The 15,288-nt window shown below is 55.5% G+C and carries 13 protein-coding genes; 7 read left to right on the forward strand and 6 right to left on the reverse strand.

From position 1 onward, the window contains the following. The first annotated feature begins 10 nt into the window (after nt 1-10). Entirely contained in the window at nt 11-937 is a 927-nt protein-coding gene (locus KF947_RS08200; RefSeq protein WP_227405927.1) for a 1,4-dihydroxy-2-naphthoate polyprenyltransferase, read from the forward strand. Between the two features lie 58 nt (nt 938-995). Here the strand turns inward: KF947_RS08200 and KF947_RS08205 are convergent, their stop codons facing one another. Next, entirely contained in the window at nt 996-1,298 is a 303-nt protein-coding gene (locus KF947_RS08205) for an antibiotic biosynthesis monooxygenase family protein (RefSeq protein WP_022521683.1), read from the reverse strand. Between the two features lie 158 nt (nt 1,299-1,456). Here KF947_RS08205 and KF947_RS08210 point away from each other — a divergent pair, with 158 nt between their 5' ends. Then, complete coding sequence (locus tag KF947_RS08210) at nt 1,457-3,037, forward strand: cryptochrome/deoxyribodipyrimidine photo-lyase family protein (protein WP_227405928.1); 1,581 nt, start codon at nt 1,457-1,459, stop codon at nt 3,035-3,037. 574 nt (nt 3,038-3,611) lie between these two features. On the opposite strand, the gene KF947_RS08215 is transcribed toward KF947_RS08210, so the two are convergent. From KF947_RS08215 to KF947_RS08230, 4 genes are all read right to left on the reverse strand, one after another. Then, the gene (locus KF947_RS08215) at nt 3,612-4,013 is read right to left on the reverse strand and encodes a GFA family protein (protein WP_227405929.1); all 402 of its coding nucleotides are present in this window, start codon (nt 4,011-4,013) and stop codon (nt 3,612-3,614) included. 362 nt (nt 4,014-4,375) lie between these two features. Further along, complete coding sequence (gabT, locus tag KF947_RS08220) at nt 4,376-5,647, reverse strand: 4-aminobutyrate--2-oxoglutarate transaminase (RefSeq protein ID WP_227405930.1); 1,272 nt, start codon at nt 5,645-5,647, stop codon at nt 4,376-4,378. Between the two features lie 11 nt (nt 5,648-5,658). Continuing rightward, entirely contained in the window at nt 5,659-7,110 is a 1,452-nt protein-coding gene (locus KF947_RS08225) for an NAD-dependent succinate-semialdehyde dehydrogenase (protein WP_227405931.1), read from the reverse strand. Nucleotides 7,111-7,156: 46 nt separating this feature from the next. Then, complete coding sequence (locus KF947_RS08230) at nt 7,157-8,572, reverse strand: APC family permease (RefSeq protein WP_227405932.1); 1,416 nt, start codon at nt 8,570-8,572, stop codon at nt 7,157-7,159. 277 nt (nt 8,573-8,849) lie between these two features. Between KF947_RS08230 and KF947_RS08235 the strand changes: the two genes are divergently transcribed. The 5 genes from KF947_RS08235 (at nt 8,850) to KF947_RS08255 (ending at nt 13,611) form a co-directional block, all read left to right on the forward strand. Further along, a complete protein-coding gene (locus tag KF947_RS08235; protein ID WP_227405933.1) occupies nt 8,850-10,268 on the forward strand; it encodes a PLP-dependent aminotransferase family protein in 1,419 nt (472 codons plus the stop codon). Between the two features lie 113 nt (nt 10,269-10,381). Further along, nucleotides 10,382-11,086 (forward strand): lysozyme-like domain containing protein, encoded by a 705-nt coding sequence (locus KF947_RS08240; protein ID WP_227405934.1) that lies wholly within the window; start codon nt 10,382-10,384, stop codon nt 11,084-11,086. Between the two features lie 11 nt (nt 11,087-11,097). Next, nucleotides 11,098-11,838: a sulfite exporter TauE/SafE family protein gene (locus KF947_RS08245; RefSeq protein WP_227405935.1), complete on the forward strand. Its 741-nt coding sequence runs from the start codon at nt 11,098-11,100 to the stop codon at nt 11,836-11,838. A gap of 69 nt (nt 11,839-11,907) precedes the next feature. Continuing rightward, nucleotides 11,908-13,095 (forward strand): M24 family metallopeptidase, encoded by a 1,188-nt coding sequence (locus tag KF947_RS08250; protein WP_227405936.1) that lies wholly within the window; start codon nt 11,908-11,910, stop codon nt 13,093-13,095. A 141-nt stretch (nt 13,096-13,236) separates the two neighbouring features. Further along, complete coding sequence (locus KF947_RS08255) at nt 13,237-13,611, forward strand: hypothetical protein (protein ID WP_138799281.1); 375 nt, start codon at nt 13,237-13,239, stop codon at nt 13,609-13,611. Between the two features lie 112 nt (nt 13,612-13,723). Here the strand turns inward: KF947_RS08255 and KF947_RS08260 are convergent, their stop codons facing one another. Beyond that, a complete protein-coding gene (locus KF947_RS08260) occupies nt 13,724-15,283 on the reverse strand; it encodes a Fic family protein (protein ID WP_227405937.1) in 1,560 nt (519 codons plus the stop codon). Nucleotides 15,284-15,288 lie beyond the last annotated feature (5 nt).

The raw sequence follows: 15,288 nt of genomic DNA on the forward strand, positions 1-15,288 counted from the left end.
TATCAACGGAATGGGACAAAATAGTAAGCGCCGCCACTACCAAGCCTGGGTGTTAGCTGCTCGCCCCCGAACGCTCCCGCTAGCCTGTGCTTCCATTCTGCTGGGCAGTGGGCTAGCCGCGAGTGTGGGTGCTCTAAATATGGCAGTACTTGTACTTGCCCTGCTGACCGCTATTGCGCTTCAAGTGCTGTCTAATTTGGCCAATGATTATGGCGATGCCGCATCGGGTGCCGATGACGAACAGCGTATAGGGCCTGCAAGAGCGGTCTCTTCTGGTTTGCTTACCGCGGAAAAAATGCGCACGGGAATGATCGCCACGGCCACGGTTGCCGCGTTATTGGGGCTGTTACTGCTGGTCGCCGCGTTTGGGAATCAGTGGGGGCAAATTCTCATCTTCATTCTTTTAGGGGCTGCTGCCCTGCTGGCAGCGGTAAACTATACCGTTGGGCTAGGGGGAACTCCTTATGGCTACCGAGGGTTTGGGGACATTGCGGTCTTTATATTTTTTGGTCTGCTTGGCGTATTGGGCACCTACTATTTACATGTACAGCAGCTAAGCTGGCTGCCATTTCTACCTGCCGCCGCCTGCGGCCTGCTGGCCACCGCCGTGCTCAATGTGAATAACGTGCGCGATATCGAAAGCGATGCTCGTAACGGCAAGATCACCCTGGCGGTGCGGCTTGGCCGCACTAAGGCGATTAGCTACCACTGGGCGCTGCTGGGATTAGCGCTGCTGCTTACCTTGATCTATTTAGTTGCGCTGCCGGTGCCGTGGGTGGGATGGAGTTGCCTGCTGGTGACCAAACCACTGACTGATGCGGCAAGAACGCTAAGCCATACCCGTGATGGCGAGATGCTAACCAATATGCTGAAGAAAACCGCTATTTCGACGCTGCTCTACAGCGTGCTGCTGTCGATTGGCTTGGCGCTGTTTTAAAGCCCCCAAAGCGGGGCAAGCGCCCCGCTGCCAACCTGCTTCGTTTAGCCGTGCCGCCTTACAGCACCACCTCATAACCTTCAAACTTAGGCGGGCCAAGATAAATACCTTCGGGTGACTTGGCATTTGCATGGGCCTTCCGGAACGCGTCTGACTTAGTCCAGGCGCGGAAGGCTTCTTCCGATTCCCACACGCTGTGGGAGATAAACACGGTGTGATCTTCCTGGCTTTCGCCCTGCAGCATCTTGAACTGTTTGAAGCCCGGCACTTCATCCAGGTGAGAGTCGCGGTTACGCCACACCTCTAAAAAATCCTCTTCACGGCCTGGGGCAATCCGAAAACGGTTCATGGCGATATACATCATTACTCTCCTACGGGTTTGTTCCTGCAGAGTTGATCCTGCTGGGTTGGCCCTGTTGGGTTGATTTGGCAAACGGTAGCTTGATGGTAACGTCACATTTCAGTGGCGAATAGACTTAGCGGCGAATAGCTCTCAACCGTCAGGTATCAGTATTATTAATGGCTAAGGCACCTATCCAGGTCGTTTGGTTCAAACGCGATTTACGTATTCATGATCACGCGCCGCTTTCTAATGCAGCGGCGGCTGGCCCCGTGTTGCCCATATTCGCTATTGAGCCAGAGCAGTGGCAAGCGCCGGATAGTGCCCTGCGCCATTGGCAGTTTGCCGCTGACTCACTTGTCGATCTTTCTCACGCTCTGGAGACACTTGGCCTACCGCTGTGTATTTGGCAGGGCGATATTATCGATTTGCTGAACGCCCTGAAAACCCATTACGGCGAGTTTGCTCTTCACTCCCATGAAGAGACAGGCAACACCTGGAGCTTTGCCCGCGATCTTAGCGTCAAGGCATGGTGCCAACAGCAAGGCGCGCCATGGTATGAAGCACGCCAGCACGGCGTAATACGCGGCCTGAAATCACGGGTGGCAGAGCGCGATGCATGGGAAAAACAGTGGGAAGCGTTAATGACCGCTCCTACCTTCTCAGCCCCGCAAAACGCTCAAGCGGCCGAAGGCTGGCAAGCCTTTCACCATATTGACGTCGAACACCTTCACGGCCTGACGCTAGGATTTGATGCCACGCCCTGCCCCGAGCGCCAGCCTGGTGGCCGCAGCGAAGGCCGCGCAGTGTGGCGCAGCTTTGTAAGCCAGCGCGGGCGGCGCTATCGCGGCTCGCTGTCTAAACCGTTGCTGGCATGGGAATTTGGCTCGCGGCTTTCGCCCCACTTGGCTTGGGGCACACTCTCCATGCGCGAAGTGGTGCAGTCGCTGCGCCGCCAGCGAAAAAAGCATGCTGAAGACACCGCTTGGTCCCGCTCGCTGCGCGCCTTTGCCTCCCGGCTTCACTGGCACTGCCACTTTATTCAAAAGCTGGAAAGCGAGCCGAGCATTGAGTCGCAAACCCTGCACCCGGCGCTGCGCGGCCTGCGAGAGCGTGACCCCGAACATCCTAACCTGATCGCCTGGAAGCGCGGCCAAACCGGCGTACCGCTAGTCGATGCCTGCATGCGCAGCCTGATCGCCACCGGCTGGATCAATTTTCGCATGCGCGCCATGCTGATCTCCCACGCCACTTTTGGCTTAGGGCTGCACTGGTACGAACCAGCATTGCACTTGGCGCGGCTATTTACCGACTTCGAGCCCGGCATTCACTACCCCCAGGTGCAGATGCAGGCAGGCGCAACGGGCACCAACGCACTGCGGGTGTATAACCCCATCAAACAGGCGGAGGATAATGACCCTAGCGGCGAGTTTGTCGCCCGCTGGGTGCCGGAATTAACGGCTCTGCCGTTAGAGTGGCGCGCAAAACCCTGGGCGCTGCCGGAAAGCCTACGCCACCGGTTCGGCTTTCAACCCGGCGAGCACTACCCAATCCCCCACGACTTTGAAGCCGAAGCACGCCACTGGAAGAAGATGCTGTATGAGCTGCGTCGTACGCCGGAAGCCAGGGAATCAAGCCAAGCGATTGTGGATAAGCTCGCCAGCCAGCGACGACCGCCCGCTCAGCGCGCTAAAAAAGCAAAACCCGTCAATCGTCAGCAGCTTTCGCTGTTTGATGATGGAGGGTTGGAAGATACGTAGCGGTTACTCTTGGATAGGTCTCACTAATCTCTTCGACAGAGGGAGTGACCGCATTAGCACCGACTCAACATAGCTGATTAAGCGACCCAGTGCCGGTCATACTCTATTTAATGACGCCATTACCTACTCGCGCCGCATCGGGAAAACCACGACATAAGCAAAACGCTTTTGCTTGTGAGCTTACCGCCTTAATATCTCTAACCAAACGTTTAGGTACACGGTTTTACCTTCCCTGCGTCTCGTTCGAGAAAGATCCGAAATGTACTTGCTCAGTTGACAAGAAAGTTCCTAACGCTTGCAGCATGCGCGCCCATGAAATGGAGCCGAAAGCGCAATGTAATTGGCGCCGCCGTGCCTGCACTGGTTATATTTTGAATGCACGAAACTCGTTGCTTTGCGAAAGATTACAAAGCCCTTTTACCATCCCACATTCTCTGCATTCAGAAATATGCTTATCAAGTAGCTCTAGGGTTAGCAAATCAATCTCCGAAAAATATAATGACTTGGCTTTGCGGCGTGTCGGAACGCCAGCGAATATCCGTCCGCCAACAGCCGCTGGTTATGTGATCTTAGTCTACTCTGGCAGGCCCTCGAACTCTGGTACGTCAACAATCGCCTCGTCCCAAACCGCTCTGCTTGATGTGAAGATGTGCGCAGTTGGCAACACAGATATTTCAGTATCCAAACACCCTGCAGGAACAACGAGCAGGTCTGTAAGTTGGGGGCTTGGTAATGCTGAACCACACGATCTACAGAAGCTTTTGTTGTGGCGAGTACCCGGAAGATTAAAGGAAGTTACAGCATCTACACCCGCCAGCCAGGTCAGTTTAGCTGACTGCGAGAACAAATTTGCCGCATGAGCAGATCCTGTATCTTTTTGGCAATACTCACAATGGCACAGGTAAAAGCTGTCGAAGCCCCCATTGACCTCAAATCTAACTGTGCCACACAGGCAAGAACCAACATGCTTAGTCATAGGATTACCTTCTATGGCTTGCAGGTTACGCACACATAATAAGTATTAGACAGCGCGCTCTATGATTGGATGATCGCATCGGCATGATTGTCCAAAAATGCAGCCTGTCATATTTCCCCAAGTCTTTTATTTTTATTAGGCTGAGTATCCAAAACTCGCACTTCTGCTACATTTGCCAGTGTTCCACGTTGAAAGGGTATCTGTCTTGCTATTTTTAGCATCCACCCTACCAACCCCAGATTAGCACAGGGTACTTAGTTCGACTGATTATCTTAGGTCTAGGCTTTGCCCATAAAAAAGCCCGCCCTCGCCAACAGCTATTGCTGCTTGACGAGGGCGGGCTCGGTACTGCTTAAATGCTGTTAGCCAAGCGCTTCCAGCGACTGCTCGATAATGCTCAAGCCTTCTTCCAACACCGCAGAAGAAACCGTCAGCGGCACCAGAATGCGGATGCTGTTGCCGTAGAAGCCACAGGAAAGCAGGATCAGGCCTTTCTCGCGGGCTTTGGCACAGAGCGCACCGGTGAGCGCTGTGTCAGGTTTTCCTTCGCTATCGAGCAATTCGAACGCCGCCATGGCGCCTAGCTGGCGACCGTGGGCTACGGCGGGGAAGCGCTCTTCCCATACCGCGAAACGCTCGGCCAGCATCTTGCCCATCTGCTCGCTGCGGGCCAGGATATCTTCCTCTTCGATCACCTCAATCACCGCCAGCGCTGCCGCGCAGGAGAGTGGGTTGCCGCTGTAGGTGCCGCCCAGGGAGTTGGGGCCGGAGGCGTCCATTACCTTGGCGCTACCCACCACAGCCGAGAGCGGCATGCCGTTCGCCAAGCTCTTGGCGGTGGTCAGAATATCCGCCTCGATACCGCTATGTTCGAGGGCAAATAGCTTGCCGGTGCGTGCAAAGCCAGACTGCACTTCGTCGGCGATCAGCAGAATGCCGTGCTCGTCACACAGTGCGCGCAGCGCTTTAAGGTAGTCAGGTGACGCAATATAGAAGCCGCCTTCACCTTGAACCGGCTCAATCACGATGGCCGCTGTACGGTGCGGGGCGATATCGGTTTTGAACAGCGTGCGAATGGCATCCAAAGACGCTTCTTCGCTGATGCCGTGCAGCGGATTCGGGAATGGGGCGCGGAACACGTCGCCCGGCATCGGGCCGAAGTCGTTCTTGTACGGTAGCACCTTGCCGGTCATGGCCAGGGTCATCATGGTACGGCCGTGGAAAGCGCCGTCGAAGGTAATAATGCCGGTGCGGCCAGTGGCAGCGCGGGCAATCTTCACGGCGTTTTCCAGCGCTTCGGCACCGGTGTTGACCAGCATTGCCTTGCGCTCGGGGCCGCGCACCGGGCTTAGTTCGCAGAGCTTTTGGCACAGCTGCACGTAGGGCGCGTAGGAGATGACTGCGGCGCTGGTGTGCATGACTTTTTTGAGCTGTGCTTCAACCGCGGCAACGATTTTCGGGTGGCGGTGGCCCAGGTTCAGCACGCCGATACCGCCGGCGAAATCGATCCAGCGGTTGCCGTCTGCGTCCCACAACTCGGCGTTTTCAGCGCGCTCGGCAAACTGGGTGGTTGGCGTCGCGGCACCGTTGGCCACGTAGCGGTTTTTCAGGTCGTTCAATTCTTGGTTCGTCATCATCATTCTCTTTATAAGCCGCCAACGCAGACGTATTTCAATTCAGTAAACTCATCCAACCCGTGGTGAGAGCCTTCGCGGCCCAGCCCGGACTCTTTTACGCCGCCAAACGGCGCTAGCTCGGTGGAGATCAGCCCTTCGTTGACGCCGACCATGCCGTACTCCAACTGCTCCATGGTGCGCCAGATGCGGCGGTAGTCAGTGGCATAGAAGTAGGCGGCCAGGCCGAAAGGCGTGTCGTTGGCCATCTGGATGGCCTCTTCGTCACGCTGGAAGCGAAACACCGGCGCTACCGGGCCGAAGGTCTCTTCGTCGGCCACCGCCATCTTGGTGGTGACATCCGCCAGCACCGTGGGGGTAAAGAAGCGCTCGCCCGCGGAGTGGGGCTTGCCGCCGCACAGTACGCGCGCGCCGTGGCTGACGGCGTCATCAATATGACGCTGTACTTTATCGACGGCCGCTTGGTTGATCAGCGGGCCGATAACGCTGCCTTCTGCTAGGCCATCACCCACTTTTAGCGCCTTCACACGCTCAGTGAGCTTAGCGACGAACGCATCGTAAATGCCGTCCTGCACCAGAAAGCGGTTGGTGCAGACACAGGTTTGCCCGGCGTTACGGAATTTGGAGGCGATGGCGCCATCAACAGCGGCATCTACATCGGCGTCGTCAAACACGATGAACGGCGCGTTGCCACCCAGTTCCATGGCGGTTTTCTTCACCGTGCTGGCGCACTGGGCAAGCAAGTGCTTACCCACCGGAGTAGAGCCGGTAAACGAGACTTTGCGCACCCGTGAATCTGTTGTGAGCACATCGCCCACTGCAGCTGGTTTAGAAGCGGTAATGACGTTAATGGTGCCCGCGGGCAGGCCCGCTTCCAGGGCTAGGTAAGCAGCAGCAAGCGCCGTTAACGGCGTGGCTTCAGCAGGTTTGATCACCACGGTGCAGCCCGCGGCCAAGGCCGGGGCGCACTTACGGGTAATCATCGCCAGCGGGAAGTTCCACGGGGTGATCGCCGCGACCACGCCTACCGGCTCGCGCAGAACCAATAAGCGTTTGTCCGCGCCGTGACTAGGCAGGGTTTCCCCTGCCATGCGCTTGGCTTCTTCGGCGAAAAACTCAATAAACGAGGCGCCGTAGGTCACTTCGCCTTTGGCTTCCGCCAGGGGCTTGCCCTGCTCCAAGGTCATCAGGCGGGCCAGGTCGTCGGCGTGCTCATTAATTAGCTCAAACCAGCGACGCAGCAGCGCTGAGCGCTGCTTCACCGGCGTGGCGCGCCAGGCAGCACCGGCGTTGTAGGCGGCGGCCACGGCATCACGGGTATCGTCGGCACCCATATCCGCCACCCGGGCAATGGTTTCACCGTTGGCGGGGTTATCCACCGCAAAGGTTTGTTGACCTGTACGCCACTCGCCCCCCACCAAGGCTGGAACCGCATCGTGCAACCACAGTTCGATAAAGCTCATATGTTGCTCCTAAAAAAGCTTAAGTCCGGAAATCTTGTAGGACGGCTTACAGATCCGCTTTCATATGGCGATCGCTGTAGTCACGCCCATAGGTGCGCAGGGCGTGGACATATAGCGCCAGGCCAAGCAGTGACCAACCGACAAAGATGATCCACTCAGCAACGCTCAGCGCCGCCGGGCTACCGGGCAGGTAAAGGCACGCCATACCGAAAGAAAGGATGATGGCGAGGGTGCCGCACAACTTTCCGTTGCTCACCTTGAACGGGCGGGGCATATCCGGCTCGCGCACCCGCAGTACCACAAAGGAGATCGCCACAAACAGGTAGGCCAATACGATGCCTAAGCCACCCGCATTAACGATCCACACTAACGCTGGGCGGCCAAAGAAGGGCGCCAGACAGGAGAGAAAGCCCATCATAAAGATGGCATTGGTTGGGGTTCTGTAGCGTGGGTGCAGCTTGGCAAACGGCGCAGGTAGCATGCCTGCTTTAGCGAGGGCATAGATCGCCCGGGAGCCGCCAATGTAAAAGGCGTTCCAGCTAGTAATGATGCCCGCGATACCCGCCATGACCATTAAGTTGCTGGCCCACGCGGCGTTAAACAGGCTGCCCATGGCATCCGGCACGCTAAGCGAGCTTGCTGCCAACTCATCACTATTGAGTGCCAAGCTGGTGGCCAGAATAATCAGCGCATACCAAACCACCGCTAGAATCACCGACATCATTAGCACTTTGCCGATGGCCTTATAGGGCAGGTTAATCTCTTCAGCGGCCTGGGGAATAACGTCAAAGCCCACAAACAGGAACGGCACCATCACCAGTACCGCCACAATGCCTGCGAACACGCCGCTATCGGCCTGGGTGAAGAGCGGCATCATATTGATGGTTTCGCCTTCAAACAGCGAACCGGTGACAAACATAACGCCCACCAGCAAAATTAACCCAGTCACTACCTTTTGCAGCAGCGCAGCGGTCGTTACACCGAAGTAGTTAATCACCATCATGGCCAGCGAGCCGCCCACGCCTACGGCTACCCAAGTGGCTTTCACTTCCCACCCGGCAATCGTCCACAGATGACCGACGGCATAGTTGGGCGCCAGGTGTTCAATCACCGTGGGAAGTGCTACCGCTTCAAAGGCCACCACGCTTAGGTAGCCTAAAATAATCGCCCAGGTGCATAAGAAAGAAGGCAGATGGCCCAAGGCGCGGTAGCTGTAGACGTGCTCGCCACCCACTTTGGGCATCGCAGCGGCAAGTTCAGCATAGGTTAAGCCAACTAATACAATCGCTAAACCGCCGATAATAAACGCTATAATGGCGCCTAGGCTGCCAGCGGATTGAATGGCGGTACCGGTGAGTACAATCCAGCCCCAACCGATCATGGCACCGAAGGCCAGCGCTAATACGTCGCCACGGGCCAATACCCGGACGAGCCCTTCCTGTTCTGATGAGGGTGTGGTCATTTGAAATGTCCTGCGAGTTATTGGATGTTGTCGTAGGCGCTCAGGGGCGCAGTATCCTGATCCTGTTTTAACCGCTTCTCTTTGAACGGGCATGTTTTAAACGGTTTTGTAAAACAGGATAGCAACACGCTAGCAGGCGGGAGAGAAAACACGAATGCACCACTTTGGCGTTCGACTAGACCACTTTTTATGCGCACCAAAAGGGTGCGCCATTTTCATACGGCTTTCGTCTAAGTGCCCGTCGTTAGCGGGTTAAGCGGGATTAAGGGGAGTCCAAATGGATCGCAAGGAGGTGGTGCACCAACTTGTACAACTTTATGCACTCCAGCCAGAGCGGTTGAGTAAGCAGGTGCGTATAGAGCAAGCATTGCGACAAGCCATTACCCAGCAGTGGCCTTCCGGGCTGCGGCTGCCCTCCCATCGCCAGTTGGCGGATGCCCTTGGCGTTGCACGTCAAACCCTGGCGCTGGCGATTCATACTCTACTTGAGGAGGCCCTGCTTAAAACCGCCCACGGCCAAGGCACCTGGACGTACCGCCCCGTGACCCCAAGCCATTCCTTGCCTGGCAACGCGCAGCTCTCATCACGCGCACAGCGGGTATTGGATGGCCCAGGCGCTAGCATGATCCAAAGCGGCGCCTTCGTGCCCGGCATTCCCGATATCGCCCAGTTCCCGATGCGAAAATGGCGGCAGCTCTACGCCAGCGTTACGGTGCCGCAAAATGCCCTGCTGCTCTCCTACTCCACCGGTGGTTACGGCCCATTGAAGCGCGCGATACGCGATTTCCTGGCGCGCTGGCGTAATATTAGTTGCGACACGGAACAGATCATCATCACTGACGGTACCCATAACGGCATTGAGCTATGCGCCGTAGCGCTGGCCGATGTGGGCGACACCGTTGCCATGGAGTCACCCTGTTACTGGGGGGCGCGCAATGTCTTTACCGCCGCAGGTTTGGAAATCGAACCGGTGGCGTGGCTGCCAGGTCAGGGGCACATGCTTCCGCCTGATCCTGGCCCGGTAAAGCTGGCCTATCTGACCGGCTCGCACCATTACCCGCTCAGCGTACCCACCCGTGCAGTGGATAAACAGCGCTTATGCGATGCCTTAGCGCCCGCGTATATTGTCGAAGATGATTACGAGTTTAACCGCGACGACCATTCCAATCTGCTTTTCTACCCGCACTCGGAGCGCCACTTGCTGGTGGGCTCGTTTTCCAAGATGATGTTTCCAGGTCTGCGCTTAGGTTATTTAGTGGTTCCGCGTCATTTAGCGGGGCCAATGAACCGCCTGCGCAGTGAACTATTCCGCGAAGGACGCATGCTGGATCAGGCAGTACTAGCACAGTTTATTTTTGATGGTGATTTGGATGCCTGGTGTCGGCGCATTCAGCGCGACTACCTAGGGCGCCAACAGGTGCTGCATGATCAGCTTCGCTCATTGCCGCTAGTGCGCAGCGTTTCGCCGCCGAGCAGTGCCATCAGTCTATGCGTCGAATTTGAACCGCATATCAATGACGTGCAGATTGCTCAAACGCTATTAAAAGAGCACTTAATTGTGCGTCCGTTGAGTCCGGTATGCGCTAAGGGCGACTCACGATCTGGTCTTGTAATGGGGGTGGGTATGCTTTCGGGTGAAACGTTAGTGCGCGAAGCTCAACGGCTGCGCCGCTGCTTAGAGGTGTTGTTACGCTAGGGCTATTGATCAAACAAAGTTACCCAATGGTTACCCACAGGCTTCCAAGGGTTTATCCACAAGAGTCTATTCATAAGAACCAATCCACAAAAGATAATTCACAAGGACTTGCTATGCGTCACCCGGTTGATGGTATCACTGAGCACTTTAGCGCTGATTTCTCGTCTTGCTTCCCAGCGACTTTCACTAAGCTGCGCCTATGGGTAACGCTGAGCCTTTTAACGCTGCTTTCCGGCTGCGCCACTTTTGCGCCAAACCCACCCCAGGATCAAAGCAATATCTGCGAGATCTTCCGCGAGCAGCCAAGCTGGTACGACTACGCTCAGGAATCCGAGGAGAAGTGGGGCACTCCGATCGCCACCCAGATGTCGTTTATTCAGCAGGAGTCTTCGTTTCGTAGCCATGTCCGCCCGGATCGCAAGTACTATCTAGGTTTTATCCCCGGCCCACGTCCCTCCTCCGCCAAAGGCTACGCCCAGGCCCAAGACCCCGTTTGGGAAGAGTATGAGGATCAAGCGGGCAGCCTGTTTGCCCGGCGTACTCATATGAAACACGCCACGGACTTTATTGGCTGGTACAACCGCCGCTCCCAGCAGCAGGCGGGTATCTCACTAAATAATCCTGAGCACCTCTACTATGCCTATCATGAAGGCGCGGGGGGCTACCAACGGGGTACTTACCGCGGGAAGTCCCACGTATTGAGTGCGGGTAGACAAGTGGCGACCCGCGCTAACCGTTACCAAGCCCAGCTCAACGCTTGCGAAGCGGAGTTCCAATGCCGCAAGTTTTACCAGGTCTGGCCATTCTGTCGTAGTTAAGGACGCTGACGATGTCACTATGGATGGGTGCGGCCCTGGTTAGCGTGGTGTTCTTCACCTCAATGCTCTCCGGGGTATTTGGTATGGCGGGCGGATTGGTACTGCTATGGTTTCTGCTGCTGATCTTTCCCGCCGGCACGGCGATGGCCGTTCACGGGGTTATTCAACTCACGTCTAACGGTTCGCGGGCGTGGCTGTCACGGCGCTATATTGCCTGGCGCATTGTCGCTTTTATGACGCTGGGTGTACTAAGCGCCGCTGGCCTGCTTCTGCTGTTCAACTACAGTCCCAATGCCGCCAGCGTCTCTATATTGATTGGCCTAATGCCGATTTTGGTATGGCTGCCCAAGCGCTGGTTTCACCTGGATGCCAACCGCGCCAGCCACGCGCTGTGCTGCGGCATCGCCTCTGGCGGTTTGACGATTGCCGCAGGGGTTTCCGGGCCGCTAATCGATATCTTCTTTGTCCGCTCACGTATGGATCGCCGCCAAGTCGTGGCGACCAAGGCAATGATTCAGGTAGTGGCTCACAGCATTAAAATCATCTTCTATCTCGGCGCCGCCATGGCGCTTAGTACCGGCGAATGGGGCATTGTAATGCTAGCGGCGCCGTTTGCGATCTTTGGCACCCACACCGGCAACCGCATTTTACACCGTCTCACCGATGCCAACTTCCGCACCTGGACGCGCTGGATCGTGACCGGTATTGGGGTTTTCTATTTCCTGCAAGGGCTCTTTCTACTCACTCGCTAGCGTTGAGGCAGATAAAAGCGAGCTTAAAGCAGGTGCCTATACTGACCTTATCTATTGATGGAGGTCGCTATGGATTACCACCACTACCGCACCACCCTTGCGGAAACGCTCGCCCAAAGTGAGCTGCCTTTTCCCGCTGCCGAATACCAGGTGCGCCTGGAGAAGGTGCGCAAGGGTATGGCAGAGCATGGATTAGACGCGCTACTGCTTACCGACCCCGCCGATATCAATTACCTCACCGGCTATCACACTTTTGAAGTCTCGGTGCATGCCTGTTTGGTTTGCACCCAAGCACGGCTAGTGCTGCAAGTCGCCTCAATTGAAACCGGTGCGGCAGTGGTCACCGCCCGGGTTGATGAGATCATCGGCTACCGCTGGGAAAACCTGGATGAAATCATCACGCCGCTGGCAGACCTGCTTTCTCCTTGCTCGAAAATTGGTATTGATGGCTGGAGCAGCGGCATGCGTTTTGGGGTGATTGATGCGCTGATGCAGACTATCGGCCGTGAGCGTTTTAGCGAAGCAGGCGTGGTGGTTGATGCGATTAGGATTGTCAAAAGTCCTGCCGAACTTGAGATGCTGCAAGAGAGCGCACGCATTACCGCTCTCGGTTTAGAAACCGCGATGCAGAGTATTCGTCCCGGCATGACCGACAACGATATTGCTGCCGTGGGCGCCAAAGCGCTGCTCGAAAATGGCAGCGAGTTCATGAGCCTCCAGCCCATTGTGACCAGCGGGCACCGTATAGGCGTAATTCACGTTAATCATAAGCGGCGTGTCATCCAGGCTAATGAGCCAGTGTTCTTGGAGTTTGGTGCTGCTTATCAACGCTATACGGCACCCATGATGCGCACTGCGGTTACAGGCGTGCCAAGCCCAGCTCTCTCGGCCACCCGGGATCTATGCCGCTCAATTTTTGAAGCGCTCTGCGACGCCATGCGGCCTGGCAACACCTTTGATGCCGCTGCCCAGGCGGCTGATTCCCTACTCGCTCCCCACCGCGACCAGTATTTCTTCTCCGGAGTCTTTGGCTACGCCGTGGGCGCACAGTTTCCACCTAGCTGGGTGGAGGGCACCGGCTTTATTGCCAAAGGCCAGGCCCGCACTTTTGAAACCAATATGGTTTTTCACCTGCCGCTCTGTCTACGTGTGCCCGGCCAATGGGGCGTTGGCATAAGCGACACTGTGGTGGTTACTGAAAATGGAGCAAAACCACTGACCAATAACGACTGGCAGCTGTTTGAGGCGCGCTCATAAGCCACTGCGCCTTATAGCCATAGCATTGACAGGTCGATGGAGTAGCGCTATCGTCAACATAGATGCAAATGAGAAACACTCTCCTTATTCCATTAAGAAGAGTTTAATTAAGCAGACAGTCAGGCGTGAGGGATTAGTGGGATGACTAGCGAGCAGCGGCAACTTCGCCAAACGGTCATATTTTTGCGCACCTCCTTTGAAGCGGTGCAGCACTCTATTGCCGGCCGCCTGGAAGACCCGCTGCCCTGCTGGATGGATACCAGCATGCTTTCCATGCTGTCGCGGGAACTCACTCGCTGCTGCCAGCAGTCCAAGCCGCTGTTTGCCCCAGCCGTCACCGAACAGCTCTATATCGCCTCGCAACAGTGCGAGCTGCTACTCAAACAGTGCCCAGGGGTACTCAGCAGCGCGGTCTGCTATCGCCAGCTGGGTGCCATTATGCTGCCACTATCTAGTGCGCTCCAGCAGATCGACACTCCTGCCAAACGGCGCTGGCCTTGGGCGAAGTGGAATTGAGAGAGCATTGGGGGCCAGAAGAAGTATCTATTGGCGCTTGCCAGCATGCCCCCGGTGTCAAGATAGCAGGCAATAGAGAAGCTCCAAACCTTGGAAGTGATAAGGGCGGTGTTTATTGATGCGTATTCTTGGTGGCAAGCACTTGCTTACCTAGGTCTGTTAATCGATATTTTTGGGTTGGACTACGCGGCGAGTGAGGTTGCGTCATTTCAATCAATGTCAGTGCCAATGCCGGTTGTAAATAATTTTGTAAAAACGTGGGGCGATGCGTGAGTGATAACGCTTCAAGAAGTGCTTTAGTGCTCATTGGTTCTTCAAGCAGAGCTTGCAATAACCTCATTACTTGTTCGGTTACTTGTTCGGTTACTTGTTCGGTTACTTGCTTAGTTGCTACAGAGGCTATGTCCTCATCTACCAAAAAACCTTTATGAACGGGTAAGCGAATCAAAAAGTAACTGCGTTCATCATCGGTTTCGAACACCGGCTCTGGAGAACCGTTCGCCTTCATGACCCGAAGAATTTTTGGCACGCCCGTTGAACGACCTTCGGTTAAATCCAGCTCTTTCAGAAACTCGCCGATACGCCGGTTGCGGTAGCGGCGGCTGACTGCTTTACCTGCTTGCAGGTCTTGCAAGCGAATAGATAGATCTGGCCCTGGAAAGCTGAGCACGACAAGCTCCTGGCCATCAATACGGATTTCAATGGGCTCACGAATTTCATAAGAGCGGTGATACACCGCATTCACCACCGCCTCTTCAATAGCGATCAGCGGAAAATTCCAGAAACGCTCGGCCTCTGGGCGGTCAGCATGTTTTGTTACGCCCTCTTTTAAATAGTTTCGGTTAATGTAGTCCAATGCCGTGCGGGTTATGCGCCCCAGCGGCCCCTTGAATATTTTCTCTTCAAAATGATCGCCACCGGCACCATCTGGAAAATACACCACATCGATCTGAGTCGCGGGGAAAAACTGCTCGGGTTGCTCGTTAAAGAACAAAAGCCCTACATTTTTAGGAAAAGCCATTTCGCTTGGCCCACCAACCACATTCATTCGGCGGCCCAGGGTTTCAATATCCAGGTCACGGGCTTCACCCACTAACTCGCTGCTAATGTCGTGCAAAAAATCACGCATCAAATAGGGAGAAAGATCGCTTAAGTTCGCAGTTTGGCGATAGCGATCATCAAAGGGCACGGTTGCCGCCAAATTTAGCAGCTCGCGCTCATCCCGCCCCGATGCTTTTACCGTGCTGGTATGTTTGCGCAGGTAATAGGCCCAATCACTCTTCTTACTCAAGCTGGTTTTAGCTTTATAGGGGCGTGTTTCACCGCCTGGAGCCCATAGCACCAGAATTGTTTTGCCCTGGATCTCATAGGTCGCGGTTAACGGATGATAGTGCGGCGCAATCGCTGAGTGCCCAAGATTTAACAGTTCTTTTTGAATAGCATCGATTTGCTCCGGTAATAAACCAGCAGGCGGTAGCTGCGGTTGGCCATTCTTTTCAGCAACGCCCACCAGTACATAACCGCCACCCAAATTGTGAAAGTCATTAGCGAAGGCACACAAGGTATGCAGGATGGACTCAGGGTTCCATCCTTCCTTGTATTCAATGCGTTCGCTTTCCACCGTGCGGTGATGGAGCAAGTCATCAATGTTGATGGGGAGTTTAGGTGTCATGCCGC

The sequence above is a fragment of the Halomonas sp. FeN2 genome (assembly GCF_020595105.1).
GTDB lineage: Bacteria > Pseudomonadota > Gammaproteobacteria > Pseudomonadales > Halomonadaceae > Vreelandella > Vreelandella neptunia.